Here is a 24,448-nt window from a genome sequence, read left to right as displayed (position 1 = left end):
TCGCGGCGCCGCGCACCTGCATCTGGCTCATTCTTGCTGCGTCTGGCTCGCGCTCGCTGCGTCTGGCTCATTCTTGCTGCGTCTGGTCACTCCCGCTGCGTGCGAGCAGGGAGGGAGAGCGTGGCTGGGGCAGAGACTTCAGCCGCTGCGCCCTCCCATGCACCCCACAGCCGGGCGTACTCGCCGCGGAGGCGGAGCAGCTCGCTGTGACTGCCCTGCTCCACGATGCGTCCACGCTGCATGACGACGATGCGGTCGGCGACGCGGGCCTGCGACAGCCGATGCGCGACGACCACCGAGGTGCGCCCGCGCGTCGCGGCCGTCAGGGCCGCGTCGAGGCCGAGCGGGTCGTCGCCTCCGCCCTCAGCCGTCGCCTCGTCGAGCACGACGATGGCCGGGTCGCGCAGCAGCACCCGCGCGAGCGCGAGCTGCTGCGCGGCGGCGCCATCGAGGGCGAGGCCGGATGCACCCACCCGCGTGTCGAGCCCCGCATCCAACTCGAGCAGCCAGTCTGCCCCCACCGCCCGCACCGCCGCCGCGAGGTCCTCGGCGCTCGCGGACGGTGCCCCGAGCCGCAGGTTCTCGGCGATCGTCGCCGCGAACACGTGGATCTCCTGCGTGACGAGCACGACGTTCGTGTCCCGCTCGCGTGACGACGCGGGCCGCCCGTGCACCGTCACGCTGCCGCCCGTCGGATCGAACGCCCCGACGATGAGCTGCGCGAGGGTGCTCTTCCCCGATCCGCTCTCGCCGACCAGCGCCACCCGTTCGCCCTGCGCGACCCGCAGGCTCACGTCAGCGAGCTGCATCCGCTGCCCGTCGTAGCTGAAATCGACCGATTCGACGACGATCGCGGGGGAGCCCGCGGCGACGAACGAGCCGTCTTCGCCTTCTCCTGCCTCGTCTTCGCCTCCGCGGAGCGCTCCCGGGTCGCCCCGTCCGTCGTGGTCGCGCGCGCCGACGATACCGACGAGTCGGGCGAGGCCGACCCCGGCGAGCTGCAGCCCGTCGATGCTCGAGAGCAGCGAGCCGATGGGGCCGAACAGGGCGAGGAAGTAGAGGGCTGCCGCCGTCGCGCCTCCGATGGAGACCACGCCAGCGTGCACGAGCCAGAAGCTCACGGTGAGGATCGCCGCGACGCCCAGGTACTCGCCCGTGTTGAGGTGGGCGAAGAACGTCGTGCGGATGCGTGCCGCCTCGTACTGCAGGTCGATGGAACGCAGGCTGCGCGCATCCACCTCGGCGAGCTGGCGGCGTTGCCTGCGGTGGGCGCGGATCGTGTCCGCCCCGCTGACCCCCTCGATGATGACCTGTCCGCGCTCCGCCTCGGCGACCCGCATCTCCGTGTACACGGGGCGGGAGCGGCGGATGAACGACCGCGTCGCGAGCACCTGCACGGGCACGGCGACGAGCGCCGCGAGGCCGAGCCACGGGTTGATGGCGGCGATCCCGGCGAGCGACAGCACGATCATGAACGACGACTGCGTCACCGCCGGCAGCACGCCGGAGGCGGCCTCGGTGACCGACTCGACGTCGCCGGTCACGCGCGAGACGATGTCCGACGAGTCGGAGCTCTCGGCCTGACCCGCCCGCATGCCCAGGACGACGCTCATCGCGTCCTCGCGAAGCCCGCTCACGAGCTCCTGCACGAGCGCCACGAGGAGGCGGATGCCCGCGTAGGCGAGCAGGGCAGAGACGGACGTCACGATGAGCAGCAGGACTCCGGGCAGCACCAGCGCCTGGACACCCGCGCTGCCGGTCACGAGGTCGACGAGCCAGCCCAGGAGCCGCGGGACGAGGAGCGTCGACGAGGAACCGCCGAGGAGCAGCAGGATCACGGCGAAGATCCGGGGGCGGGATGCACGCAGCCGTTCGGCGGTGGCGCCCGCCGTCTCGCGGCCGGACGCGATGGGGAGGAGCGTGGCTGTGGCTGTGGCTGTGGCTGTTGCTGTTGCTGATTGCGGTGCGTCGTGGCTCATCGGCGTGCCAGCTCCTCGTCGGGGCTCGTGGCTGGGGTGTCGGGATCGGGATCGGGGTCGGGGTCACGCTGTGCCTGTGCCTGTGCCTGTGCCTGTGCCTGTGCCTGTGCCTGTGCCTGTCCCTGTCCCTGTGCCTGTCCGTGTCGCTGCGCCTGTGTCTCGTTCTGGGTCTCGGGCCGGGTCTGCGTGACGGCCCCTGCGGCGGTGGATGCGCTCTTCGCTTCGGCCGATCGCACTTCGGCCGGTCGAGAACCGGCTGGTCGAGCGTCGTCCGTGGCGCGCGGCGTGTGCGTCTCGATGTCCACGACGCGGTCGCAGGCAGCGAGCAGGAGGGGGCTGCGAGTGACGAGCACGGTGGTCGTGGGGTGCGCGCGGAGGGAGTCCGCGATGCGCGCCTCAGTAGCCGGGTCGAGCGCGGAGGCCGGCTCGTCGAGTACCAGGACCCGTGCCTCGCTCGCGAACGCGCGGGCCAGGAGGACACGCTGACGCTGCCCACCGGAGAGGCGCCTGCCGCGCTCGCCGAGCTGGCGGTGCCAGCCGAGCGCGGTGACCTCGGTGAGGGCGGCGCGTTCCGCGGCCGACTCGAGGTCCGGGTCTATTCCGGAGCCGGTCCCAGCGGCAGTTCCGTTCTCCGCACCAGCACCAGCACCTGCACCCACACCCGCACCCGCACCCGCGACGCCGTCCGCATCCGCATCCACGAGCAGGTTCTCGTGGAGCGTCGCCGAGAAGACCGTCGCGTCGTGGGGAGGCGCGAAGACGAGGTGTCGGTAGGCGTCCGGTCCGATGGTGTGGGCATCCAGCCCGGCCACGGTCACCTCGCCGGCCTCGAGGGGAGCCCGGTAGGCGAGCGTGGCGGCGAGTGCGCGGGCGCCTGCCGGGGTTGCCGGGCGGAGGCCGACGAGCGAGCCGGGGGCCACGTCGATGTTGGTGCCGTCGGGCGCCCGCCACGTGAAGGCCGCGGGGGCATCGTGGCTGGAACGGACGGCCTCGGCCAGGCCCACGCCGCCGACGTGCGTGTCCTCGACGGGCACCGCGTGCTCTTCGCTGAGCACCGCGACGATGCGCACCGCGGATGCGCGCTTGTGCAGCCAGTTCGACGCGAACGTGCCGACGTGCGCGAGTGAGCCCTGCAGGTACTGGCCGAGGCCGACGACGGCGACGAGCTCGCCGAGCGTGATCTGCCCGAGGGTGGCGAGCGCTGCGGCCGAGAAGGCGAGAGCGGCCAGGAACGCGCCGGATGCGATACCGCTCACGGCGAGGTAGCGCTGGATGCCGCGGTTGGACGCGATCGCACCGGTCTTCGCTTCGGCGCTCGCGTCGAGGTACCGGCGGGTGGCCTGCGGCTGGGCGCGGATGCCACGGATGATGCGCAGTCCCGCGACGAGGTCGGTCGCCACGTCGCTTGCCGCGCTCGCGGACGCCTGCTCGCGAGCGCCGCGGGCTTCGATGGGCTTCGATGCCGCGTGCATCCCGACGAGGATCAGCACGGAGGCCGCGAGGACGCCGATGCCCAGAGGTACCGAGATCGCGAGCAGCGCCGCCGACGAGACGAGGATCGCGGCGGAGCTCGCGCCCTGCTGCACGACCGACCAGGAGACGCCCGCGACCCGGTAGCTGTCCGAGGTCGTGATCTGCAGCAGCTCGCCGGGACTGCGGCGGCTCGTCACGCCGTTCGGGTGCAGGACGCGGGTCAGGAGCGAGCGCCGCAGCTCGAGCTCGCCGTGCCCGTAGACGCGCACCATGAGCCTCGCCGCCCAGCGGTACGAGAAGGAGAGGGCGAGGAAGTTGGCGAGGAGGATGCCCAGCCAGAGCGCCAGCTGCGTGGCGTCGTTCGTGACGATGGCCCGGTCGATGATGACGCCCACGAGGACGGGGACAAACGCTTCCGCGGCCTCGTGCACGACGTAGCCGAACGTCGCGAGGGTGAGCTTCCAGCTGCGCCCCGACGCGAAGAGCGCGTCCCGCATGACGGACGCGGGGGTCGGGGTTCGGGGGTTCTCACGTGGCATCAGTCGATAGTAAGGTTCACCTAAGTCCCGTTAGTGATGCGTTCGGCCAACTTCTGTTGCGTTCCGGACAACCAGGAGATGCACCGTGTTCCAGGCGCTCGAGCTCAGCCCCGCCCCATCGACCCTCGAGGTCCGTCCGGTCGGCATTCCCGCACCCTTCCTCCTCACCACGGCCGTGCTCGACGGCCCGAACCTCGGAGACCGGGTGCCGCACGTGCATCCGGAGGGCATGATCATGTGGCCATCGCGGGGGAGCGTGGTGGTGCTCGTCGAGGGTGCCCTGCGCACGCTCGCCGTCGGCCAGGGCATCTGGGTGCCGCCCTTCACGCCCCACACCATGGAGGTCGATGCCTCGTCGGTCGGGTGCTGCACCTACTTCACGAGCGAGGTCGCCCCCGACTGGCATGCCGTCGGCACCGTGCAGCTGGGCGCCGCGTTCCGCGAGCTGCTGCTGCACCTCGCCGAGTCACCCATGGAGACCGACCAGCGTCTCCGCGCGCAGGCCGTCGTCATCGAGCTCCTGCCCGCGGCGACGAGCTACGTCGAGACCGTTCCCATGCCCCGCGATGAGCGCCTCGAGCCGCTCGTGCGTCGCGTCCTCAGCGACCCCGCCGACGATCGAGGCGTCGAAGCGTGGGCGTGGCAGCTGTCGCTCAGCGTGCGCACGATCGCCCGCATCTTCGCGGCAGAGGTCGGCATGACGTTCTCGCACTGGCGCACCATGGTGCGCATGGCTGCGGCGGCGCGGATGCTCGCCGACGACCTGCCCGTCGGCACCGTCGCCGGGCGCGTCGGCTACGCCACGACCAGCGCGTTCAGTGCGGCCTTCCGGCGCGCGATGGGCTCGAAGCCCAGCGACTGGCGGCCGTAGCTCGTCTCGTTCGAAGCCGGTGCAGGAGCGCGACAGATCCTGACCTCAACGCGACGCTGACCATCCATACGCTCTGAGACTGTCGAGCGAATGGAGAACCCATGGAGTCAGAGCAGTACAGCATCTCGCGGCGGTGGAGGCGCACCCTCGCGATCGGGACGGCGGCGGTGATCGCCCTCGCCGGTTGCGCATCCGGTGCCGCGGAGGCGGGAACCGGTGGCGCCGTCATCGCGACCCCAGCAGAGGAGGGTGCCCTTCCGGCGACGATCGGTCACGTCTTCGGTGAGACCACCGTGCGCGACGCTCCGGAACGGGTCGTGACGATCGGCTGGGCGACGCAGGACGTGGTCGCCGCGTTCGGCACGGTTCCGGTGCTCACGCCTGACGTGTGGGGTGGAGACGAGGATGGGTTCTCGCCCTGGTTCCGCGCGGAAGTCGAAGAACTCGGAGGTGAGCTGCCCGAGATCCTCGCCTACAACGACGCCGGTGAGCTCGACTTCGAGCAGATCCTGGCCCTCGAACCGGATCTCATCCTGGCTCCGTACTCCGGAATCGTCGAGACCGAGTACAACCGCCTCAGCGAGATCGCACCAACTGTCGCCTACCCCGAGCGGTCCTGGGCGGCTGAGTCGTGGCAGTCGCTGGTCGAGGTCGTGGGCGACGCGCTCGGGCAACCCGGCAAGGCCGACACGATCATCGCCGAATCGGAGCGGGTCGTATCGGCAGCGGCCGATGTGAATCCGCGGTTCGCGGACCACAGTGTCGTCTACGGTGTCAGCCTCACCGACGGTGCCACCGAAGCGGGCATCTACATCCCGAGCGATCTGCGCGTGCGGTTCCTCCTGGACCTCGGCCTTCAGAACACGCCGGGCCTCGACCACGTCATGGCCGGCGTCGAGGGGGAGAACTGGTACGGCTCGGTGAGCCTCGAGGAGCTCGATGAGGTGCCGGCGGATCTGTACGTCGCGTGGACCACGAGTCCCGAGGAGACGGCGTACATGCTCGATCACCCGACGTTCAAGCTCTGGGAGCCGATCTCCGAGGGGCACTTCCTGATCCTCGAGGATGCGGCGCTCGAGAACGCCGTGCAAGCGCCTACGCCGCTCTCGATTCCGTATGCCGTTGACGGCATGGTGCCGCTCATCAACGCGGCGCTGGACGGCGAATCGGTTCCCGCGCGCAACTAGCACTCCAGCTGGCAGCTGCGAGGCGCGACGCGTGAGCGCCGTGCGGTCCGGTCAGTCTTCGGTGTCGCGGCGCAGGGGGCCCGGCAGGAAGTGCATCTGCTCGAGTCGGCCGTACTTGACGACGAGCGCCTCGACGAGGTCGCGCTGGTCTTCGTCGTCGATGCGGATCTGCGTGTGCCCGTTGTACAGGAGCAGGTCGTGGGCGTTGGAGAAGATGAGGCGCTCCCAGCGGCTCGACCAGAGCCTGCGCCCCCGCTCGTCGAACGCGACGACGTCGTCCGCGGTGAGGGTCATCATCGCGACGCCATCGCTGCCGCGCACGATGAGGCCGACGGGAAACTCGCTTTTCTCGTAGTCCTCGAAGTAGGCGTTGAAGCCCACGAGGGCCAGCGGATACACGGATCGAAGCTCACGGGAGACCCTTGAGACGCGCAGCTGACGCGTCTCCGCTGGTTCTGCCAGCTTGGCTGGCGAACCGTCGTCGCCGTCATCGGTCACGGTCCCGATATCGGTATCAGCGTCGCCCTCGGCGGGGACGGTGGCCGGGGCTGGCGCCTGCTCCTCGACGGGAACGGCGACGAGCTTCCCGGGCTTGTGGCTCTCGACCCACAGCTCCCAGAGGCGCTGCTCGTTCGCCGGGAACGACCCGCGCGAGGTGACGAACGGCTGGTCCCTGCCGATGACGCGGTGCGTGTACTGCCACAGCGGGAGGCGCCTCGGGCGGGGGCGGATGCTGAGGTCGCCGAAGACGACGATCGCACCGATCGCGATGACCGCGAGCACGAAGATGGCGAGCAGCCCCCCGAACAGCTCGTCTTGATTCACCTTCGAAGAGTAGCGCGGCGAGAGGCCGCCCGCGTGACGCCCGTGGTGGCAGGAATGCGATGCCGAGTGGCCGCGGAGCGATACGCCGCCTCCGTAAGCTCGGTGTGTTCTGAGGTTAGCCTTACCTCTAGTGCCTGCACTTGTGTCGAATGGAGCCACCTTGACCTCGACTGTCACCCGTCGCTTGTCCACCTCGTCCCGTCCCGCCCCGCGACGCTCGACGCATCGCCGCTGGACCGGAGCGCTCGCCGCGGCTACCGTCGCGGTCCTCGCGCTCGCGGGCTGCGCATCCGGTGACGCCGCAGCGGCTGACGGAGTGACGGCGATGGCAGCCGAGGAGGGCGCACTGCCGGTCACGATGACGCACGTCTTCGGCGAGACCACGATCTCGGAAGCGCCAGAGCGGGTCGTGACGATCGGCTGGGCGACACAGGACGTCGTCGCCTCGTTCGGCACCGTGCCCGTCGGGATTCCCGAAACGTGGGGCGGCGACGAGGAAGGGTACTCGCCCTGGTTCCGCGCCGAGGTCGAGGAGCTGGGCGGCACCATGCCGGAGATCCTCAACTACAACGACGCGAACGAGCTCGACTTCGAGCAGATCCTCACGCTCGAGCCCGACGTGATCCTGGCCCCGCACTCCGGCCTCACCGAGGTCGAGTACAACCGCCTCACCGAGATCGCCCCGACGGTCGCGTACCCCGAGAAGCCGTGGGCCTCCGAGTCGTGGCAGTCGCTCGTCGAGATCGTCGGCGACAGCCTCGGCCAGCCCGCGAAGGCCGACGAGATCATCGCCGAGACGCAGGGCCAGCTCGACGCCGTCAAGGAGGAGAACCCGCGGTTCGCCGACACGACCTTCGCGTACGGGCTCACGCTCAGCGATGGGGCGACGGAAGCCGGCATCTACATCCCGAGCGACCTGCGGGTGCAGTTCCTCACCGAGCTGGGCCTCAAGAACACCCCGGCCATGGACACGGTGCTCGGCACCGTCGAGGGCGACAACTGGTACGGCGCCGTGAGCCTCGAAGAACTCGACACCATCCCCGCCGACATCTTCGTCGCCTGGTCGAACAGCCAGGAAGAGCTCGACTACACGCTCAACCACCCCACGTTCAAGCTGTGGGAGCCCATCGCCACCGGCCACTACCTGTTCCTCGAGAGCGAGCCGCTCGCCATGGCGACCAACGCGCCCACGCCCCTCTCCATCCCGTGGGCCATCGACGAGTTCGTTCCCATGCTGAACTCGGCCATCGACGGCAACGGGGTCGGAGGCGCGGAATGACCGCCCTCACCGAAGCCGGAACCGAGTCTGGAACCGAGTCCGAGACAGCCGTGAGCGGCTACGTCGAGCGCATCCACCGCGCCGTCGTGACGGGCGTGCGGCAGCTCGGTCCCGGGATGCTCCGGGTCACGTTCGGCGGCGACGACCTGCTCGACTACCCCACGACGGGGATCGGCGACGAGTACGTGCGCCTCTTCTTCCCCGACGAGGCGCACCTCGAGCCGCGCCTGCCGTTCGTCTCGGGGCGCGGCTGGGACTACGAGGAGGGTGTCGAGCCCTCGCAGATGCGCACGTACACGATCCGCGACCACCGGCCTGGTGAGATCGACATCGACTTCGTCGTGCACGAGGGCGGGATCGCGAGCACGTGGGTGCTCGGCGCGAAGCCCGGCTACGTGCTCGGCATCAACCCGCCGCGCGACCTGTACGCGCTGCCCGAGGGTGTCGCCAAGCAGGTGCTCATCTGCGACGAGCCGGCCCTGCCCGCCGCGCTGCGCATCGCCGAGCTGACGCCACACGTCGAGACGGAGATCGTCTGCGAGATCCGGGATGCGGGCTACGAGCTGCTCCCGTCGGTCGAGCTCAAGGCGGCGCACTGGGTGCGTGGCTCCGGCAACGGCCACCGGCCGAGCCGCCTCGTCGAGGCCGTGCGCCGCCTCGACATCCCGAACGACGGCAGCGTCTACGTGTGGGTGGCCGGCGAGACGCGCGTCACGCGCGAGGTGCGCAGCCACCTCCGCCACACGCTCGGCCTCCCCGGCTCCGCATACAAGGTCGTCGGCTACTGGACGTACGAGGTCGAAGCCTGGTCGGCGAAGTGGGAGGCGCTCGACGAGTCGATCAAGCAGCAGATCATGGACCTCTACGGCGAGACCGGCGACGGCGAGCCGGAGATGGATGAGGAGACCCGCATGGACGAGGTCTTCCGCATCTACGCCTCGGTCGGCCTCTAGCCGCGCCGTGGCGACGATCAGCACGGCGCTTCCGCGGGTCGGGGCGGCTCGCTCGAACCCCAGGGTCCCCAGCGGGAGCGGCCTGGCGAGCAGCAACGCCAAGCGCACCCTCGCGCTTGTCGTCGCCCTCGCGGTGCTCGCCGGCACGGTCGTGCTGAGCATCTTCGTCGGCGCGCGAGCCATCTCGCCCGAGGTGGTCTGGGAGGGTCTGCTCGGCTCACGCGCCACCGAAGAGCACGTCATGGTGCTCGACCTGCGCATCCCGCGGACCCTCGTGGGGCTTGTCGTCGGGCCCGCGCTCGGGCTGTGCGGCGCCCTCATCCAGGCGTTCACCCGCAACCCGCTCGCCGACCCCGGCATCCTCGGCGTCAATGCCGGAGCGAGCTTCGTCGTGACGCTCGCGGTCGGCCTCTTCGGCTTCACCGCTCCCGGCCAGTACGTGTGGTTCGCGCTCATCGGGGCGTTCCTCGCGACCATGCTCGTCTACGCCATGGGTTCTGTCGGCGGCGGCAAGGCGACGCCCCTCACCCTCACGCTCGCGGGCGTGGCGATCAGCGCCGTGCTCGGCGGCTTCACCTCGGCGATCGTGCTGAAGAACATCGATGCCCTCAACGTGACCCGGTTCTGGGGAGTCGGATCCATCGGCGGACGGTCGATGGACGTGGTGCTCACGTGCCTGCCCCTCATCATCGTCGGGGTGGTGCTCGCGCTGTTCTGCGCCCGCTCCCTCAACGCCCTGTCGCTGGGTGACGAGCTCGCGGCCTCGCTCGGGGTGCGCATCCGCTCGACCCGAGTGCTCGTCGTCATCGCCGTGACGCTGCTCGCCGGCACCGCCGTCGCGATCGCCGGCCCGATCGGCTTCGTCGGCCTCATGGTGCCGCACGTCGTGCGCTGGTTCGTCGGGCCCGACCAGCGCTGGATCATCGTCATGTCGATCGTCATGTCGCCCATCCTGCTGCTGGCCGCCGACATTCTCGGCCGCATCGTGCTGCCGTCCGGAGAGCTGCGGGTCGGGCTCGTGACCGCGATCATCGGAGCCCCCGTGCTCATCGGCCTCGTGCGCCGCAAGAAGGTGAGCGGACTGTGACCGCAACGCGTGAGGGAACTGTCGCCGTCGCCGCCAAGGCTGCTGCTCAGGGCATCGACTTCGGCGACCGCACCTACGCCGTGCGCTTCGGCCGCTTCTCCAACCTCCACCGCCGCCGCGCGGTCGTCGTGTGCGGCGCGATCGTCGTCACCGTGCTGGCGCTCGGCGTCGTCTCGCTCGGCTACGGCACGCTCGCGCTCTCGCCCTGGGAGGTGCTGACGGCGCTCTTCGACGCGGATGCGTCCAGGGCGCACCGGCTCGTCGTGTTCGAGTGGCGCCTCCCGCGGTTCCTGTTCGCCGTGCTGGCCGGCCTCGCGCTCGGCGCGAGCGGCGCGATCTTCCAGTCGATCACCCGCAACCCGCTCGGGTCGCCAGACATCATCGGCTTCTCGACGGGCTCCTACACGGGCGCGATCATCGTGATGCTCTGGATCGGCTCGACCTCGTACTACGCCATCGGAGCGGGGGCCCTGCTCGGCGGGGCCGTCGTCGCGGCGGCCGTCTACCTGCTCGCCTACCGGAAGGGACTCCGTCCGTTCCGGCTCATCATCGTGGGCATCGGCGCGAGCGCCATGCTCGCGTCTCTCAACGCGCTCATGATGATGCGGGTCAGCCAGGAGCAGGCGATGCTCGCCGCCGTCTGGGGCTCCGGCTCGCTGAGTGCGCTCGGCTACGCGCAGCTGCTGCCGGCGACGCTCATCTTCGCCGCGCTGGTCGTGGGATGCGGGTTCCTCGGGCGTCCGCTCGCGGCGCTCGAGGTGGGTGACGACGCGGCCCTGTCGCTCGGCGTGCACGCGAACCGCACGCGCGCCTTCTCGACCCTCGTCGGGGTCGCGCTGACGGCGCTCGTCACGGCAGCTGCCGGACCCATCTCGTTCATCTCGCTCGCCGCCCCGCAGATCGCGCGCCGGCTGACCAAGGGCGCGAGCCTGCAGCTCCTCCCGTCGGCGCTCGTGGGCGCGCTCCTCCTCGTCTCCGCCGACCTCGTCGCGCAGCTCGTCGACCTCCCCGTCGGCGTGCTCACCGTCTGCGTCGGCGGCATCTACCTCGCCTGGCTGCTCGTGCACGAGCAGACCACGAAGAAGGGACGTCAGTGATGACGATCGAAGCGGATACGGCGAGCCTGGCAGGCCCCGCGACGGGCCTGGTCGCGGCTGAGCTCAAGGCCACCTCTGTGCACGTCGGCTACGACGAGCAGCCCATCATCGAGGGCCTCGACTTCGAGGTGCCGGCGCATTCGTTCACCGTCATCATCGGGCCGAACGCGTGCGGCAAGTCGACGCTGCTGAAGGCCCTCGCCCGGCTCCTGAAGCCGAGCGACGGCAGTGTGCTGCTCGATGGCCGCGACATCTTCGCGCTCAAGACGAAGGACGTCGCGAAGCGCCTCGGCCTGCTGCCGCAGACGTCGCTCGCCCCTGAGGGCATCCGGGTCGCCGACCTCGTCGCGCGTGGCCGGTTCCCGCACCAGGGCATATTCGACCGCTGGTCGGAGGCCGACGAGCGCGCCGTCACCGATGCGATGGCCGCGACGCGGGTGGATGCGCTGTCGTCGCGGTTCGTGGATGAGCTGTCCGGTGGTCAGCGGCAGCGCGTGTGGGTCGCGATGGCGCTCGCGCAGGAAGCACCCGTGCTGCTGCTCGACGAGCCCACGACGTTCCTCGACATCTCCCACCAGTACGAGCTGCTCGAGCTGTTCCGGCGGCTCCGCGGCGAGGGGCGCACGCTGGTCGCCGTGCTGCACGACCTCAACCAGGCGGCCCGTTTCGCGACGCACCTCGTGGTCATGCGCGACGGCGAGATCGTCGCCCAGGGCAAGCCGGGTGAGGTGCTCACGGCAGAGCTCGTCGAGGACGTCTTCTCGCTGCCCTGCCGCATCGTCGACGACCCAGAGACCGGCACGCCGCTCGTGATTCCGCGCGAAGGCGTGTGGACGGAGTAAAGGGAGCGGTTTGGCCGAGCGGCGCGCTCGACAGCGATGATGGACTGCGCAGCGAACTGACCGCACGCACGCTCGACCTGGGCTGCGCGTGCCGCCCCGAGCCGAACGGAGTCGAAGATGACGGAACTGAACGCGACGAGCATCCCGTGGGATGACGGTCACTGGACCAACGAGCCGGTTGTCGCGGAGGCGAGCGAGGACGGGCTCCGCGTCACCGCCGTCGAGGGCAGCGACGCGTGGCGCACCACGTCCTACGGGTTCGTCCACGACTCCGAGCACGCGCTGCTGCGGCCGTTCGAGCAGGAATCCGCCGTCGAGGTGGAGTTCGTGGTGGACTTCACCGAGCAGTTCGACCAGGCGGGGATCTTCCTCAAGGTCGACGACGAGACCTGGATCAAGGCCGGCATCGAGCTGAGCGACGGCCAGGAGCAGCTGGGGGCCGTGGTCACCAGGTCCGAGTCGGACTGGTCGCTGGCCCCAGTGCCCGAGTGGGGCGGCCGCCGCGTCACGGTGCGCGCGAGCCGGGAGGGCAACGCCGTCACCATCCGCGCCCGGGTGGACGCCGAGCCGTGGCGCCTCGTTCGAGTGGCACCGCTGGCTGCCGATGCTCTCGTGGCGGCCGGCCCGTTCTGCTGCGCGCCGTCGCGGAGCGGCCTGGTGGTGCACTTCACCTCGTGGCGGACGACGCCGGCGGACGCCTCGCTGCACCCGTAGCGCGATCTCGGCGATCGACGGGAGGTGCCACGGGGTGGCGCCGTTGGCCCTCTCCGAACAAGAGCGGCGCCACCTCGTGGTCGTCGTTCGGTGCCGCCGCCGCGAACGTGGCGCGGCGGCGGCACCGAGTCTTGCCGCAGCCGTGCGGCCTACAGCCCCTGCGCGAGGCGGTAGTAGGCCTGGTTCCAGCGCACTTCCTTGCTGAACTCGCGCAGGGTGGTGTCGGCGTCGATGCGCAGCAGCTCGGTCTTCGCGATGGTCGCGAAGTCCTCGAACACGTCGATGCCGACGGCGGTCGACATGACCGTGTGGTGCGCGGCGCCGGCCGTGAGCCAGGCGGCGGCCGACACCTCGAACGAGGGCTCCGGCTTCCAGACGGCCCGGCCGACGGGCAGCTTCGGCAGGGGAGCGGTGGGCGCCACGACCTCGACGACGTTCGCGACGAGGCGGAACCGGTCGCGCATGTCGCTGAGCGCGACGACGACCGCGGGGCCCGGGTCGGCGGTGAAGACCAGGCGCACGGGGTCGTCCTTGCCGCCGATGCCGAGCGGGTGCACCTCGAGGCTCGGCTTGGCGGTCGTGAGGGAGGGGCTCACCTCGAGCATGTGCGCGCCCAGGATGAGCTCGCTTCCCTCGGTGAGGTCGTACGTGTAGTCCTCCATGAGGCTCGCCCCGCCGGGCAGGCCGGCGCCCATGACGTTCGCGGCGCGCACGAGGATGGCCGTCTTCCAATCGCCCTCGGCGCCGAAGCCGTAGCCCTCGGCCATGAGGCGCTGCACGGCCAGCCCCGGGAGCTGCTTGAGCGCCCCGAGGTCCTCGAAGCTCGTTGTGAAGGCGCTGAAGCCGCCGGCCTCGAGGAAGGAGCGCAGGCCGAGCTCGATGGCCGCGCCGTCGCGCAGCGACTGGTGGCGCTCGGCGCCGCGCCGCAGCTCGGGGGCGACGTCGTACAGCTCCTCGTACTCGGCGACCAGCGCATCCACCGCCCCGTCGTCGACCGCGGCGACGGCCTCGGCGAGCTCGTTGACGCCCCACGTGTTGACCTGCACGCCGAAGCGCAGCTCGGCCTCCGTCTTGTCGCCCTCGGTCACCGCGACGAAGCGCATGTTGTCGCCGAAGCGGGCGAGCTTCATGGTGCGCACCGCCTGCCAGGCGGCCGCGGCGCGCGACCAGCTGTCGATCTGCCGCGTCACGCTCGCGCTCGACGCGTGGCCGACAACCGTCTTGCGGGGGATGCCGAGGCGGGTCTGGATGTACCCGAATTCGCGGTCGCCGTGCGCCGCCTGGTTGAGGTTCATGAAGTCGAAGTCGATGTCCGCCCACGGCAGCTCCACGTTGGCCTGCGTGTGCAGGTGCAGGAGCGGCTTCGCGAGCGTGTCGAGGCCCTGGATCCACATCTTCGCGGGGCTGAAGGTGTGCATCCACGCGACGATGCCGATGACGTTGTCGTTCGAGTTGACCTCGAGGGCAGCGCGGCGGATGGCGTCGGAGTCGGTGAGCACCGGCTTCCAGACGATCTTCACGGGCGTGTTCGGCGACTCGTTGAGGGTCTTGACGATGGCCTGCGACTGGCCTGCGACCTGGCGCAGCGTCTCCTCGCCGTAGAGGCCCTGGCTGCCGGTGAAGAACCAGATCTCGGCGGCGTCGAAGGAAGTGGTGAGTGCGCTCAACTGAGGGCTCCTGTCGGGTCTTGTCCGTAGACGTTCTGATAGCGGTCAAACAGCGAGTCGACGGCCTGCTGGGGGATGGCGTCGGGCGTGCCGAGCTGCCGGGAGATGTGCACGGTGCGGGCGACGTCCTCGACCATGACGGCAGCCTTCACGGCGTCGCGGGCGTCCTTGCCGATCGTGAACGGCCCGTGGTTCTTCATGAGCACGGCCCGCGAGCGGTGCCCGCGCAGCGTCTCGACGATGCCGCGGCCGATCGAGTCGTCGCCGATGATCGCGAACGGGCCCACGGGGATCTCTCCGCCGAACTCATCCGCCATCGCCGTGATGACGCACGGGATGGGCTCGCCCCGCGCCGCCCACGCCACGGCGTAGTCGGAGTGCGTGTGCACGACCCCGCCCACCTCTGGCATGTTGCGGTACACGTAGGCGTGCGCCGCGGTGTCGCTCGAGGGGGAGCGATCGGAGCCGGGAGTGCCGGGTACGACCTCGCCGTCGAGGGTGCAGAGGATCATGTTGTCGGCGCTCAGCTCGTCGTAGCTGACGCCGGACGGTTTGATGACGAACAGCTCCGTGCCCGGCACGCGGCCCGAGATGTTGCCGCCCGTCCAGACGACGAGCCCGTAGCGGACGAGCTCGTCGTGGAGGGCCGCGACCTCGTCGCGGATCTTGTCGATGCTCGTCTGCGTCTCGGCCGTGATGATCTGCGTCTGGATGCTCATGCGTTGACCTCCTCGCGGGTTGCCGGGGCTGGGGCAGCGGATGCGCCGGCGAGCGCCTCGCGGCGGCGTCGCTTGAGGCGCTTCATGACCTGGTTCGCGCCCCGCCCGAAGTGGTCGTGGAGCTCGTCGTACTCGGCGTACAGCTCGTCGTACGCGGCGACCGCCTCGGGATTCGGCACGTACTTGGCGCGGGTCACGCGCCCCATGGCGGCGGCCGCGGCGCGCGCATCCGGGTACGCGCCTGCGGCGATCGCCGCGTGGATGGCGGAGCCGAGCGCCGGACCCTGTGCGCTGTCGATCGTGGAGATCGGCATGCCGAGGATGTCGCTGTAGGTCTGCATGAGGAACGCGTTCTTGAGCAGTCCGCCGGCTGCGATGAACTCCGTCACGGGAACCCCGGAGGCGTTGAACGTCTCGACGATCTTGCGCGTGCCGAAGGCCGTCGACTCGAGCAGGGCGCGGTAGACGTCCTCCGCTTTCGTCGCGAGCGTCGCGCCGACGAGCAGGCCGGAGAGCTCGTGGTCGACGAGCACGGAGCGGTTGCCGCTGTGCCAGTCGAGCGCGATGAGGCCGTGCGCCCCGACCGGCTGCGCTGCCGCGAGGTTGGTGAGGTGCTCGTGCACGGAGATGCCGAGTTCGGCCGCGGCGCGCTCGTAGCGGGCGGGCACCTGGTTCTCGACGTACCAGGCGAAGATGTCGCCGACGCCAGACTGGCCGGCCTCGTAGCCGTAGAGGCCGGCGACGATGCCGCCGTCCACGACCCCGCACATCCCCGGCACCTCGGCGAGGGTGTCGGAGCTCATGACGTGGCAGGTGGAGGTGCCCATGATGGCGACCATCTGGCCCGGCTCGGTCGCGGCCGCGGCCGGGGCGGTGACGTGCGCGTCGACGTTGCCGACCGCGACCGCGATGCCCTCTGGCAATCCTGTCCACGCCGCGGCTTCCGCCGAGAGCGTGCCGGCTGCATCGCCGAGCTGGCCGATCTCGTGGGCCAGCTTGGTCTCCGCGAAGTCGGCGAACTCGGGGTTGAGCGCGGCGAGGAACTCGCGGCTCGGGTACTCGCCGTCCTGCAGGATGCCCTTGTAGCCGGCGGTGCAGGCGTTGCGGATGTAGGTGCCCGTGAGCTGCCAGACGATCCAGTCGGCTGCCTCGACCCAGTGGTCCATCGCGGCGTACACCTCGGGGTCCTCCTCGAGGAGCTGGAGGCCCTTCGCGAACTCCCACTCGCTCGAGATGAGGCCGCCGTACCGGGGCAGCCACTGCTCGCCCCTGAGCTCGGCGAGGTCGTTGATGCGGTCGGCGTGCGGCTGCGCCGCGTGGTGCTTCCAGAGCTTCACGTAGGCGTGGGGACGCGTCTCGAAGCCGGCGACCTCGTTGAGCGGGGTGCCGTCGGCGAGCGTCGGCACCATGGTGCAGGCCGTGAAGTCGGTGCCGATGCCGATGACATCCGCCGCGTCGATGCCAGCGTCTGCGATGGCGGCGGGCACGGCGACCTTGAGGACATCGACGTAGTCGCTCGGCACCTGCAGCGCCCACTCGGGCGGGAGCGGCTCACCCGTCGTCGGGAGCCGCTCGTCGACCACGGCGTGCGGGTACGGCAGCTCGCCGACGCCGAGCTCGGCGCCGTCACGGACGCGGACGACGACCGCCCGGCCGGACAGGGTGCCGTAGTCGACGCCGATGACGTAGCGATCCGCGGTGTCTGCGCTCGTGCGATCGGCGTCCTGCATGCGCGATTCCGAGTTCGTCGAATGACTCATCCTGGCGGTCTCCTTTGTCTCGACCGGATGTAATGTGATCGATCACACCATGCAGACGGCGTGAGCGCAAGCCCAGGGTGAGGGTGCGGCCCGGCTAACTGTCGAGTGGCATCCGACGAGTCGAAGCGCGGCTGATCAGCTTCGGCAGCACGTTCGGGATGCCCTCGTCGCCATCGAGGAGTCGCGCGACGCACTGGGCCCCCGCGGCGGCGAAATGCTGTCGAACGGTCGTCAGTGGGGGCCAGAAGTGCGCGGCCTCCGGGATGTCGTCGAAGCCCACGACGCTCAGGTCGTCCGGAACCGAGACGCCGGCATCGTGCGCCGCGTGGAGCAGGCCGAGGGCGGTCTGATCGTTCGCGCAGAACACGGCCGTCGCGTTCGATTCGAAGATCTGAGCCGCGGCCAGATAACCGGCGCCGGGGGACCAGTCTCGGGCATCGATGTGCCGCGGAACCAGGCCCCGCGACTCCATCTCGAGGCGGAAGCCCCGGAGGCGCGACGTGGCATCGATCCAATCGCTGGGGCCGGCGAGGTGCACCACGTCGATATGCCCCAGGTCGAGCAGGTGGGCCGTCGCGACGCGGGCGCCTTCGAGCTGATCCTGAGCCAGATCGGCCCCTCCCTCGGTGGCCCAGGCCTGCAGCGTCACGAACGGGATGCCCGAATTCGTGCTGCTCAACGCCTCGAGGAGGGGGGTCTGCGGCGCGACCGCGACGATGCCCTCGACGTTGAGGCTCGCCAGGTTCCCGAGCGCCTCCTCGATCGACGCGACATCGAAGCCGTCCGTCTGCTCGACGATCGTCGTGTATCCCCGTGCTCGCGCGGCCTCCGTGATGGCGATGATGCTCGACGACGGGCCGTACTCGCCGCTCGCGGTCGAGAGCACCCCGAGTGTTCGGCTGCGTTTCGAGGAGAGTGCCCTCGCGGCGAGGTTCGGCCGGTAGTTCAGCTCGCCCATCGCATCCAGCACCTTCTGCCGAGTGGACGGGCGCACGCTCGAATGGTCGTTGAGGACCCTCGAGACGGTCTGGTGGGACACTCCGGCTGCACGCGCGACGTCGAACACGCTCGCGGCCCGCTTGGGCTTCATCGCATCCACAGGTCCGTTCGTCATTCCGCAATTATGCCCACAGCCAGCGAGTGCCGCTGTCCGAATAACGATTAAGATTGCCGGTTGCGCTCCCCGTATGTGATCGATAACATTTCGGCAGATGCGAGGAAGCATCCCACGGCGCAGCGTCACGACGGCCCAGGCACGAGTGAACTGCTCTCAACGAGGAGAGACAAGCGTGAACAAGTCAACGATCAAGACCATCGCCGGGATCGCGATGGCAGGAGCACTCACTCTGAGCATGGCAGCCTGCTCCGGAGGTTCAGGAGACGCGGCGGCCGGCGGCGACGGCGAGCTCATCACCGTCGGCTTCGTGGCCGTCGGACCAGAAGGCGGCTGGCGCACCGCGAACGAGCAGAACATCCAGGACTCGTTCTCCACCGAGAACGGCTTCGAGCTCAAGTACGCACCCGCGACCAACGGGGACCAGAACTCGCAGATCACCGCCTTCACCTCCTTCATCGACGAAGGCGTCGACGCCATCCTGCTCTCCGCCACGGAAGCCACCGGCTGGGAGAGCGTCCTCGAACGGGCCCAGGAGGCCGAGATCCCCGTCATCCTCCTTGACCGCGGCATCGAGCCGAACGACGAAGCCCTCTATACGAGCCACATCGCCCCCGACAACGTCGGTATCAGCTCAGCCGCAGCGGAATGGGCGAACGGGCAGTTCGCAGACGGGGGCAACTACGTCGTCCTCGAAGGTCCCCCCGGGCTCTCCGTCGTCAACGACCGGAACAAGGGCTGGGACGAGAGCATCGACCCGAAGCTGACGAAGCTCGAGAGCCAGTCGGCGAACTGGTCGACGGAAGAGGCCAAGAGCGTCTTCGAGACGATCCTCAAGTCGAACAGCAATGACGTGCAGCTCGTCTTCGCACAGAACGACGAGATGGGACTCGGCGCAGCCCTCGCCGTCGAGGAAGCCGGTCTCAAGCCGGGCACCGACGTGAAGATCATCACGATCGACGGCACCAAGGCCGCCCTCGAAGCGCTCGCAGCTGGCCGCCTGTCCTTCGTCGCCGAATACAACCCGCTCTTCGGGGACGTCGCCGTCGACGTCGTCAAGGCCGCAGTCGCCGGCGAGAGCGTCGAGAAGAACATCGTCGTCGAGAGCGTGACCTTCGACTCGCCGGACGCCGCCACCGCTGCGCTCCCAGACCGCAAGTACTGACAGCGCTCGTGCCCCGGTGCGCCGCCGCTCTCTCGGCGGCGCACCGGGCGCACCCACCCCAGACACTCGACGCCGGCCCACCGGCAGAACGCTAGGCGATCATGGCAGCGAAACAGCCAATCGTTGAGATGAGCGGCATCTCAATCGAGTTCCCCGGAGTGAAAGCACTCCAAGACGTGAACTTCCGGCTCTTCCCCGGCGAAGTGCACACCCTCATGGGCGAGAACGGCGCGGGGAAGTCCACCCTCATCAAGGCCCTCACCGGCGTCTACAAGATCGATGCAGGCGCCATCCTGATCGGCGGCGAGGAGCGGCAGCTCAGGGGCACGGCAGACGCCCAAGCCGCGGGCATCTCCACCGTCTACCAAGAGGTGAACCTCTGCGACAACCTCTCCATCGGGGAGAACGTGATGCTCGGGCACGAAGTGCGTGGGCCCCTCGGAATCAACTGGCGCAAGACGAACGCTGCAGCGCGCGACGCGCTCGCGGCGCTCGGGCTCGACCACCTCGACCCGAAGCGCTCCCTCTCGAGCATCTCGCTCGCGATGCAGCAGCTCGTCGCGATCAGCCGAGCGATGGTCATCAGATCGAAGGTCCTCATCCTCGATGAGCCGACGTCGAGCCTCGACGCGCAGGAAGTGGATGGGCTGTTCGCCGTCATCCGCCAGCTTCGCGAGCAGGGGGTCGCGATTCTGTTCGTCTCCCACTTCCTCGACCAGGTGTACGCGATCAGCGACCGGCTGACCGTGCTCCGCAACGGCCAGTTCGTCGGCGAGTACGCCACCGCAGAGCTCAGCAGAAGCGATCTCATCTCGAAGATGATCGGCAAGGAGTTCTCAACCCTCGAGTCGCTGGGCGCCAACCGACGGGTCGACGCCCGAGACGGCGACGACGTTCCCCTCTACAGTGCTCAGGGCATCGGTCGGAAAGGCTCCATCGAGCCCGTCGACATCGAAGTCCACCGCGGAGAGGTCGTCGGTCTCGCCGGACTGCTCGGATCGGGACGCACCGAGCTCGGTCGTCTGATCTACGGGGCAGACAAGCCAGACGCCGGAACGGCCCACCTGAACGGGTCGCCCGTCGAGGTGCATTCGCCCGCCGCCGCACTTGGCAAGCACATCGCCTTCTCGACCGAGAACCGTCGAGACGAGGGCATCGTGGGTGACCTCACCGTTCGCGAGAACCTGATCCTCGCCGTCCAGGCCAGACGAGGCTGGGCCCGCCCGCTGTCCAGAAGAGAGCAGAACGAGCTCTGCGCCAAGTACCTGACCGAGCTCAACGTCCGCCCCGCCGACCCGGAGCGCGCCATCCGCAACCTCTCCGGAGGCAACCAGCAGAAGGTGCTCCTCGGGCGCTGGCTCGCCACGAAACCCGAGCTGCTCATCCTGGACGAGCCGACCCGTGGCATCGACGTGGGAGCCAAGGCCGAGATCCAGGAGACCATCGCGCAGCTCGCCGAAGACGGCATGTCGGTCATCTTCATCTCGTCGGAGCTCGACGAGGTGGTCAGGCTCAGCGAGCGGATCGTCGTCCTCAAGGACCACAGGAAGATCGCGGAGATCGCCAACGGCCCCGACGTCACCGCTGACCTCATCGTCCAGACCATCGCCGCCGACGGAGTCGAGGCGCAGCTGCCGGCCACCCCGGCCACCCCATCCGCATCCACTGACGTCGAGGGAGCCCACGCATGAGCCAGACCACGGCCCCGCTCGGCACACCGACCACCGACGGCCCCGCCGAACCGCCCCAACGGCGACAAGCCTCCGACCACCCGGTTCGCGGCGCGCTCCGGCAGCCCTACATCTGGGCGGTCGTCGCACTCGTGCTGCTCATCATCGTCAACCTGCTCAAGGACCCGGGTTACCTGGGCATCTCGGTCAACCAGGCGACCGGTGACCTCAACGGCAACATCATCGACATCCTCCGCGCAAGCGCACCCGTCATGATGATCGCCGTCGGCATGACCCTCGTGATCGCCACGCGCGGCATCGACCTGTCCGTCGGCTCCGTCATGGCCGTGGCGGGTGCCGTCTCGATGGAGTTCATGGCGTCCGCGCAGAACTCCTTCGGCTCGGCCCTGACCGCCATCGGCCTCGCGCTGCTCATCAGCGCGCTCCTCGGCACCGTCAACGGACTCCTCGTCTCCGTGGTCGGCCTGCAGCCCTTCATCACCACGCTCATCATGATGCTCGCCGGGCGCGGGCTCGCGAAGGTCATCACCGCCGGCCAGAACACGTCGGCGAGCAACGACTCGTTCCGCTGGATCGCCAACGGCACGATCGGCGGGTTCCCCGTGATCTTCATGCTCGCCGTCGGCATCGTCGTCCTCGTCGCGCTGCTCGTGCGACGCACCGCGCTCGGCCTCATGATCGAGTCCATCGGCATCAACCCGAAGGCCTCCCGCATGGCGGGCATCCGCCCCATCGGGCTGCTCTTCTTCGTCTACATCTCGAGCGCGATCCTCGCGGGCGTCGCGGGCATCCTCAGCACCGCAACCGTCATGACGGTCGAAGTGGCCAAGACGGGGTCGGCTTCGGAGATGGATGCAATCCTCGCCGTCGTCATCGGCGGCACGTCGCTCGCCGGGGGCAAGTTCTCGCTCACGGGCAGCGTCATCGGCGCCCTGCTCATCGCGACGCTGGACAAGACCGTCGTGTTCCTCTCCATCCCATCATCAGCTACGCCCGCCTTCAAGGCGATCGTGATCGTCCTCGTCTGCCTCCTGCAGTCGCAGCGCGTCCGCGACTTCTTCAAACGGCGACGAGCCAAGACCCCCACCGGACCCGCGAGTTCCGCACCAGCGCAGAAGGCGGTTGCCGCATGACCACCATCGTCGAACAGACCAGCGAGGTCACCAGGCTCGCGAAGTTCAAGCCGAACCTCGACTCCCTCCCGACGCTCGCCGCCGTGGTCATCTTCGTCGGGATGCTCGCATACGGGGAACTCGCTTACGGCGGGATCCTGCAGTTCAGCACCCTCTCCAACCTCCTCATCAACAACGCGTACCTGATCGTCCTCGCCATCGGACTGACCTTCGTCATCCTGACCGGCGGCATCGATCTCTCCGTCGGCGCGGTCATCGCCGTCAGCAGCCTGGTCGGGGTCATGCTCTCCAGCGCAGGCCTCCCCGCGATCCTCGTGATCGTGCTGATGGTCGGCATCGGCTCGCTCTTCGGCCTCGCCTCCGGAATCCTCATCCACTACTTCCGGGTTCAGCCGTTCATCGCGACCCTCGCGATGATGTTCCTCGCCCGCGGGCTCGCCTCGATGCTCAGCACCGAGCCTCAGCGACTCGCGGACGACTCGCCCATCCGCGGCCTCTCCACCGAGATCAAGATCATCGACGGGCCGAAGATCAACGACCTCGTCGTCACCCCCGCCGTCGTCATCGCGGTTGTCCTCGTCGGCGTCGCCTTCTTCATCCTGCACCGCACCCGCTTCGGCCGGACCGTCTACGCCATGGGAGGTTCGGAGCAGTCCGCGCTGCTCATGGGACTCCCCGTCGCGCGCACGAAGATCATGATCTACGTCATCAGCGGCACCCTCGCGGGCATCGCGGCAGTGCTCTACACCTCGAAGCTCGGGATCGCGCAGAACATCACGGGCGTCGGATGGGAACTCGACGCGATCGCCGCGGTCATCATCGGCGGCACGCTGCTGACCGGCGGCGGTGGGTTCGTGCTCGGCTCAGTGATCGGCGCCCTCGTGCTCGGGCTCATGAACGTGCTCATCACTCGCGACGGCAGTATTCCTCCGGAGGCGACGACCATCATCACGGGTGGCATCCTGCTCGTGTTCGTGCTGCTGCAGCGGGCCGTCACCTCCCGGAAGCGGCGAACGCAGTAGCGGCGGTCTCCATGCCTGGCGAGCCTCCCTGCGCGAGCCTAAACTCAGCCCATGACCGGCATCACCGCAAGGGGCGCGCGCGTCTTCGCAGCGGTCCTCGCGGCGGCTGCGCTCGCCTCGCTGAGCGCCTGCTCGGCGAGCCCGGCCCTCACGATCGGCGCGGATGCGCCTCCCGCGGTCACCGAGACCCCATCAGCCGCCGCACCTCCTGCGGTGAGCGGCGAGCAGTTCACGCCCGTCGTCGTCTCCGCCCTCGCATCGCCCATCCCCGTGCTCGGAACGGACGAGCGCATCCACCTCGCCTACGAGCTGCAGCTCACCAACGGGTCGCCCTCCAAGGTGAAGATCCAGGGAGTCGAGGCGAGCAGCGGCGGAACGGTGCTGCAGGAGCTCGAGGGTGACGACCTCGACGACGTGATGCGGGTCGCCGGCACCACCGACGGAGGCGGCGTCGAGCTCGGGCCTGGTCAGAACGCGACCGTGTGGATGGACGCGACCATCGCATCCGATGCCGACGTGCCCGACCTCATCGACCACACCGTCACCGTCGAGATGCCCAAGGCGCAACCGCCGCTGTACGAGAAGACCATCGCCGAGACCACGCAGGCCGTCGCCGTCGACAAGCGCGAGGTCGCCGTCATCGGCCCGCCCCTCACCGGCAGCGGCTGGCTCGACGGCAACGGCTGCTGCGGCCTCACCGCCCACCGCGGCGCCGTCAGCCCCATCAACGGCGCCTACTGGGCGCCGGAACGCTGGGCCATCGACTACGTCAAGCTCACCCCCACCATGCAGCTCTACGAGGGCTCCCGCGACAACGCACGCAGCTACCCCGGCTTCGGCGAGAACGTCATCGCCGTCGCCGACGGCCCCATCGTCGCCATCACGAGCGACCGCGCCGAGCAGAAAGCCGGCACAGCGCCCGGCCCGACCCTCACCCTCGACGAATACGGCGGCAACTTTGTCGTGCAGGACATCGGCGGCGGCAACTACGCGTTCTACGCCCACCTCAAGACCGGCAATCCCTTCGAGCTCCAGGTCGGTCAGCAGCTCGCCCGCGGCGACCGCCTCGGGCTGCTCGGGAACAGCGGGAACAGCGACGCCCCGCACCTCCACTTCCACATCATGGATTCCCCGAACCCGCTCGCCTCCAACGGGCTGCCGTTCGTCTTCGACACGTTCACGCTCGACGGCCAGGTCACCTCGAAGTCCGCGCTCGACGCCGGCGAACAGGGCAAGGCGTACAAGGTCGACAAGGCGAACGTCGGGGAGCGCACCAACCAGGTGCCGCTCACGGGCGACCTCATGACCTACCCCGGCGCGTAGCGCGCGCC

At 69.4% G+C, this 24,448-nt stretch carries 20 protein-coding genes; 13 read left to right on the top strand and 7 right to left on the bottom strand.

Features of this window, described 5'->3' with window-relative positions:
• Positions 1-86 precede the first annotated feature (86 nt).
• Both C5E10_RS03345 and C5E10_RS03340 read right to left on the bottom strand, forming a co-directional pair.
• On the bottom strand, positions 87-1,979 hold the full coding sequence (locus tag C5E10_RS03345) for an ABC transporter ATP-binding protein (RefSeq protein ID WP_104330444.1): 1,893 nt from the start codon (positions 1,977-1,979) through the stop codon (positions 87-89).
• Complete coding sequence (locus C5E10_RS03340; protein WP_219820317.1) at positions 1,976-3,991, bottom strand: ABC transporter ATP-binding protein; 2,016 nt, start codon at positions 3,989-3,991, stop codon at positions 1,976-1,978. The genes C5E10_RS03345 and C5E10_RS03340 overlap by 4 nt, the downstream gene beginning before the upstream one ends.
• Before the next feature lie 85 nt (positions 3,992-4,076).
• On the opposite strand from C5E10_RS03340, the gene C5E10_RS03335 reads away from it, so the two are divergent.
• Positions 4,077-4,862: an AraC family transcriptional regulator gene (locus tag C5E10_RS03335; protein ID WP_104330443.1), complete on the top strand. Its 786-nt coding sequence runs from the start codon at positions 4,077-4,079 to the stop codon at positions 4,860-4,862.
• A gap of 101 nt (positions 4,863-4,963) precedes the next feature.
• Positions 4,964-6,049: an ABC transporter substrate-binding protein gene (locus tag C5E10_RS03330; protein ID WP_104330442.1), complete on the top strand. Its 1,086-nt coding sequence runs from the start codon at positions 4,964-4,966 to the stop codon at positions 6,047-6,049.
• A 51-nt stretch (positions 6,050-6,100) separates the two neighbouring features.
• Here C5E10_RS03330 and C5E10_RS03325 read toward each other — a convergent pair whose 3' ends face one another.
• The gene (locus tag C5E10_RS03325; protein ID WP_104330441.1) at positions 6,101-6,874 is read right to left on the bottom strand and encodes a hypothetical protein; all 774 of its coding nucleotides are present in this window, start codon (positions 6,872-6,874) and stop codon (positions 6,101-6,103) included.
• A gap of 160 nt (positions 6,875-7,034) precedes the next feature.
• Here C5E10_RS03325 and C5E10_RS03320 point away from each other — a divergent pair, with 160 nt between their 5' ends.
• The 6 genes from C5E10_RS03320 (at position 7,035) to C5E10_RS03295 (ending at position 12,846) form a co-directional block, all read left to right on the top strand.
• On the top strand, positions 7,035-8,153 hold the full coding sequence (locus tag C5E10_RS03320; protein WP_219820316.1) for an ABC transporter substrate-binding protein: 1,119 nt from the start codon (positions 7,035-7,037) through the stop codon (positions 8,151-8,153).
• On the top strand, positions 8,150-9,106 hold the full coding sequence (locus C5E10_RS03315; protein WP_104330440.1) for a siderophore-interacting protein: 957 nt from the start codon (positions 8,150-8,152) through the stop codon (positions 9,104-9,106). The genes C5E10_RS03320 and C5E10_RS03315 overlap by 4 nt, the downstream gene beginning before the upstream one ends.
• A 7-nt stretch (positions 9,107-9,113) precedes the next feature.
• Positions 9,114-10,193 carry an iron ABC transporter permease gene (locus tag C5E10_RS03310; RefSeq protein WP_258070983.1) on the top strand — a complete coding sequence of 360 codons (1,080 nt, stop codon included), beginning with the start codon at positions 9,114-9,116 and terminating at the stop codon, positions 10,191-10,193.
• A complete protein-coding gene (locus tag C5E10_RS03305) occupies positions 10,190-11,290 on the top strand; it encodes an iron chelate uptake ABC transporter family permease subunit (RefSeq protein ID WP_219820315.1) in 1,101 nt (366 codons plus the stop codon). Before C5E10_RS03310 ends, C5E10_RS03305 begins: the two co-directional genes overlap by 4 nt.
• Complete coding sequence (locus tag C5E10_RS03300) at positions 11,290-12,132, top strand: ABC transporter ATP-binding protein (RefSeq protein WP_104330438.1); 843 nt, start codon at positions 11,290-11,292, stop codon at positions 12,130-12,132. Before C5E10_RS03305 ends, C5E10_RS03300 begins: the two co-directional genes overlap by 1 nt.
• A gap of 117 nt (positions 12,133-12,249) precedes the next feature.
• Positions 12,250-12,846: a DUF1349 domain-containing protein gene (locus C5E10_RS03295; RefSeq protein WP_104330437.1), complete on the top strand. Its 597-nt coding sequence runs from the start codon at positions 12,250-12,252 to the stop codon at positions 12,844-12,846.
• Between the two features lie 149 nt (positions 12,847-12,995).
• On the opposite strand, the gene araA is transcribed toward C5E10_RS03295, so the two are convergent.
• The 4 genes from araA to C5E10_RS03275 form a co-directional block, all read right to left on the bottom strand.
• Complete coding sequence (gene araA, locus C5E10_RS03290) at positions 12,996-14,513, bottom strand: L-arabinose isomerase (RefSeq protein ID WP_104330436.1); 1,518 nt, start codon at positions 14,511-14,513, stop codon at positions 12,996-12,998.
• Positions 14,510-15,232, bottom strand: coding sequence for an L-ribulose-5-phosphate 4-epimerase (locus C5E10_RS03285; RefSeq protein WP_104330435.1), 723 nt, complete (start codon positions 15,230-15,232; stop codon positions 14,510-14,512). Before C5E10_RS03285 ends, araA begins: the two co-directional genes overlap by 4 nt.
• Complete coding sequence (gene araB, locus C5E10_RS03280) at positions 15,229-16,962, bottom strand: ribulokinase (protein WP_104330446.1); 1,734 nt, start codon at positions 16,960-16,962, stop codon at positions 15,229-15,231. Before araB ends, C5E10_RS03285 begins: the two co-directional genes overlap by 4 nt.
• Before the next feature lie 124 nt (positions 16,963-17,086).
• Positions 17,087-18,106, bottom strand: coding sequence for a LacI family DNA-binding transcriptional regulator (locus tag C5E10_RS03275; RefSeq protein WP_258070982.1), 1,020 nt, complete (start codon positions 18,104-18,106; stop codon positions 17,087-17,089).
• A gap of 175 nt (positions 18,107-18,281) precedes the next feature.
• Between C5E10_RS03275 and C5E10_RS03270 the strand changes: the two genes are divergently transcribed.
• The 5 genes from C5E10_RS03270 to C5E10_RS03250 all read left to right on the top strand — a co-directional run bounded on the left by C5E10_RS03270 (position 18,282) and on the right by C5E10_RS03250 (position 24,440).
• Complete coding sequence (locus C5E10_RS03270; RefSeq protein ID WP_308471703.1) at positions 18,282-19,271, top strand: ABC transporter substrate-binding protein; 990 nt, start codon at positions 18,282-18,284, stop codon at positions 19,269-19,271.
• 101 nt (positions 19,272-19,372) lie between these two features.
• Entirely contained in the window at positions 19,373-20,962 is a 1,590-nt protein-coding gene (locus tag C5E10_RS03265; RefSeq protein ID WP_104330433.1) for a sugar ABC transporter ATP-binding protein, read from the top strand.
• Positions 20,959-22,095: an ABC transporter permease gene (locus C5E10_RS03260; RefSeq protein WP_104330432.1), complete on the top strand. Its 1,137-nt coding sequence runs from the start codon at positions 20,959-20,961 to the stop codon at positions 22,093-22,095. Before C5E10_RS03265 ends, C5E10_RS03260 begins: the two co-directional genes overlap by 4 nt.
• On the top strand, positions 22,092-23,117 hold the full coding sequence (locus tag C5E10_RS03255; protein ID WP_104330431.1) for an ABC transporter permease: 1,026 nt from the start codon (positions 22,092-22,094) through the stop codon (positions 23,115-23,117). The genes C5E10_RS03260 and C5E10_RS03255 overlap by 4 nt, the downstream gene beginning before the upstream one ends.
• Before the next feature lie 51 nt (positions 23,118-23,168).
• Complete coding sequence (locus C5E10_RS03250) at positions 23,169-24,440, top strand: M23 family metallopeptidase (RefSeq protein WP_104330430.1); 1,272 nt, start codon at positions 23,169-23,171, stop codon at positions 24,438-24,440.
• The last annotated feature ends 8 nt before the right edge of the window (positions 24,441-24,448 follow it).

Source organism: Pseudoclavibacter sp. RFBG4, from assembly GCF_002931515.1.
GTDB lineage: Bacteria > Actinomycetota > Actinomycetes > Actinomycetales > Microbacteriaceae > Pseudoclavibacter.
The sequence above is the reverse complement of the archived record's forward strand: the minus strand, read 5'-3'. Positions and strand labels throughout refer to the sequence as shown.

Coding starts and splice junctions, on each gene's coding strand:
- C5E10_RS03250 (WP_104330430.1), top strand. CDS start 23,169: ATGACCGGCATCACCGCAAGGGGCGCGCGCGTCTTCGCAGCGGTCCTC.
- C5E10_RS03345 (WP_104330444.1), bottom strand. CDS start 1,979: ATGAGCCACGACGCACCGCAATCAGCAACAGCAACAGCCACAGCCACA.
- araB (WP_104330446.1), bottom strand. CDS start 16,962: ATGCAGGACGCCGATCGCACGAGCGCAGACACCGCGGATCGCTACGTC.
- C5E10_RS03275 (WP_258070982.1), bottom strand. CDS start 18,106: ATGACGAACGGACCTGTGGATGCGATGAAGCCCAAGCGGGCCGCGAGC.
- C5E10_RS03285 (WP_104330435.1), bottom strand. CDS start 15,232: ATGAGCATCCAGACGCAGATCATCACGGCCGAGACGCAGACGAGCATC.
- C5E10_RS03315 (WP_104330440.1), top strand. CDS start 8,150: ATGACCGCCCTCACCGAAGCCGGAACCGAGTCTGGAACCGAGTCCGAG.
- C5E10_RS03260 (WP_104330432.1), top strand. CDS start 20,959: ATGAGCCAGACCACGGCCCCGCTCGGCACACCGACCACCGACGGCCCC.
- C5E10_RS03265 (WP_104330433.1), top strand. CDS start 19,373: ATGGCAGCGAAACAGCCAATCGTTGAGATGAGCGGCATCTCAATCGAG.
- C5E10_RS03295 (WP_104330437.1), top strand. CDS start 12,250: ATGACGGAACTGAACGCGACGAGCATCCCGTGGGATGACGGTCACTGG.
- C5E10_RS03300 (WP_104330438.1), top strand. CDS start 11,290: ATGACGATCGAAGCGGATACGGCGAGCCTGGCAGGCCCCGCGACGGGC.
- C5E10_RS03330 (WP_104330442.1), top strand. CDS start 4,964: ATGGAGTCAGAGCAGTACAGCATCTCGCGGCGGTGGAGGCGCACCCTC.
- C5E10_RS03340 (WP_219820317.1), bottom strand. CDS start 3,991: ATGCCACGTGAGAACCCCCGAACCCCGACCCCCGCGTCCGTCATGCGG.
- C5E10_RS03255 (WP_104330431.1), top strand. CDS start 22,092: ATGACCACCATCGTCGAACAGACCAGCGAGGTCACCAGGCTCGCGAAG.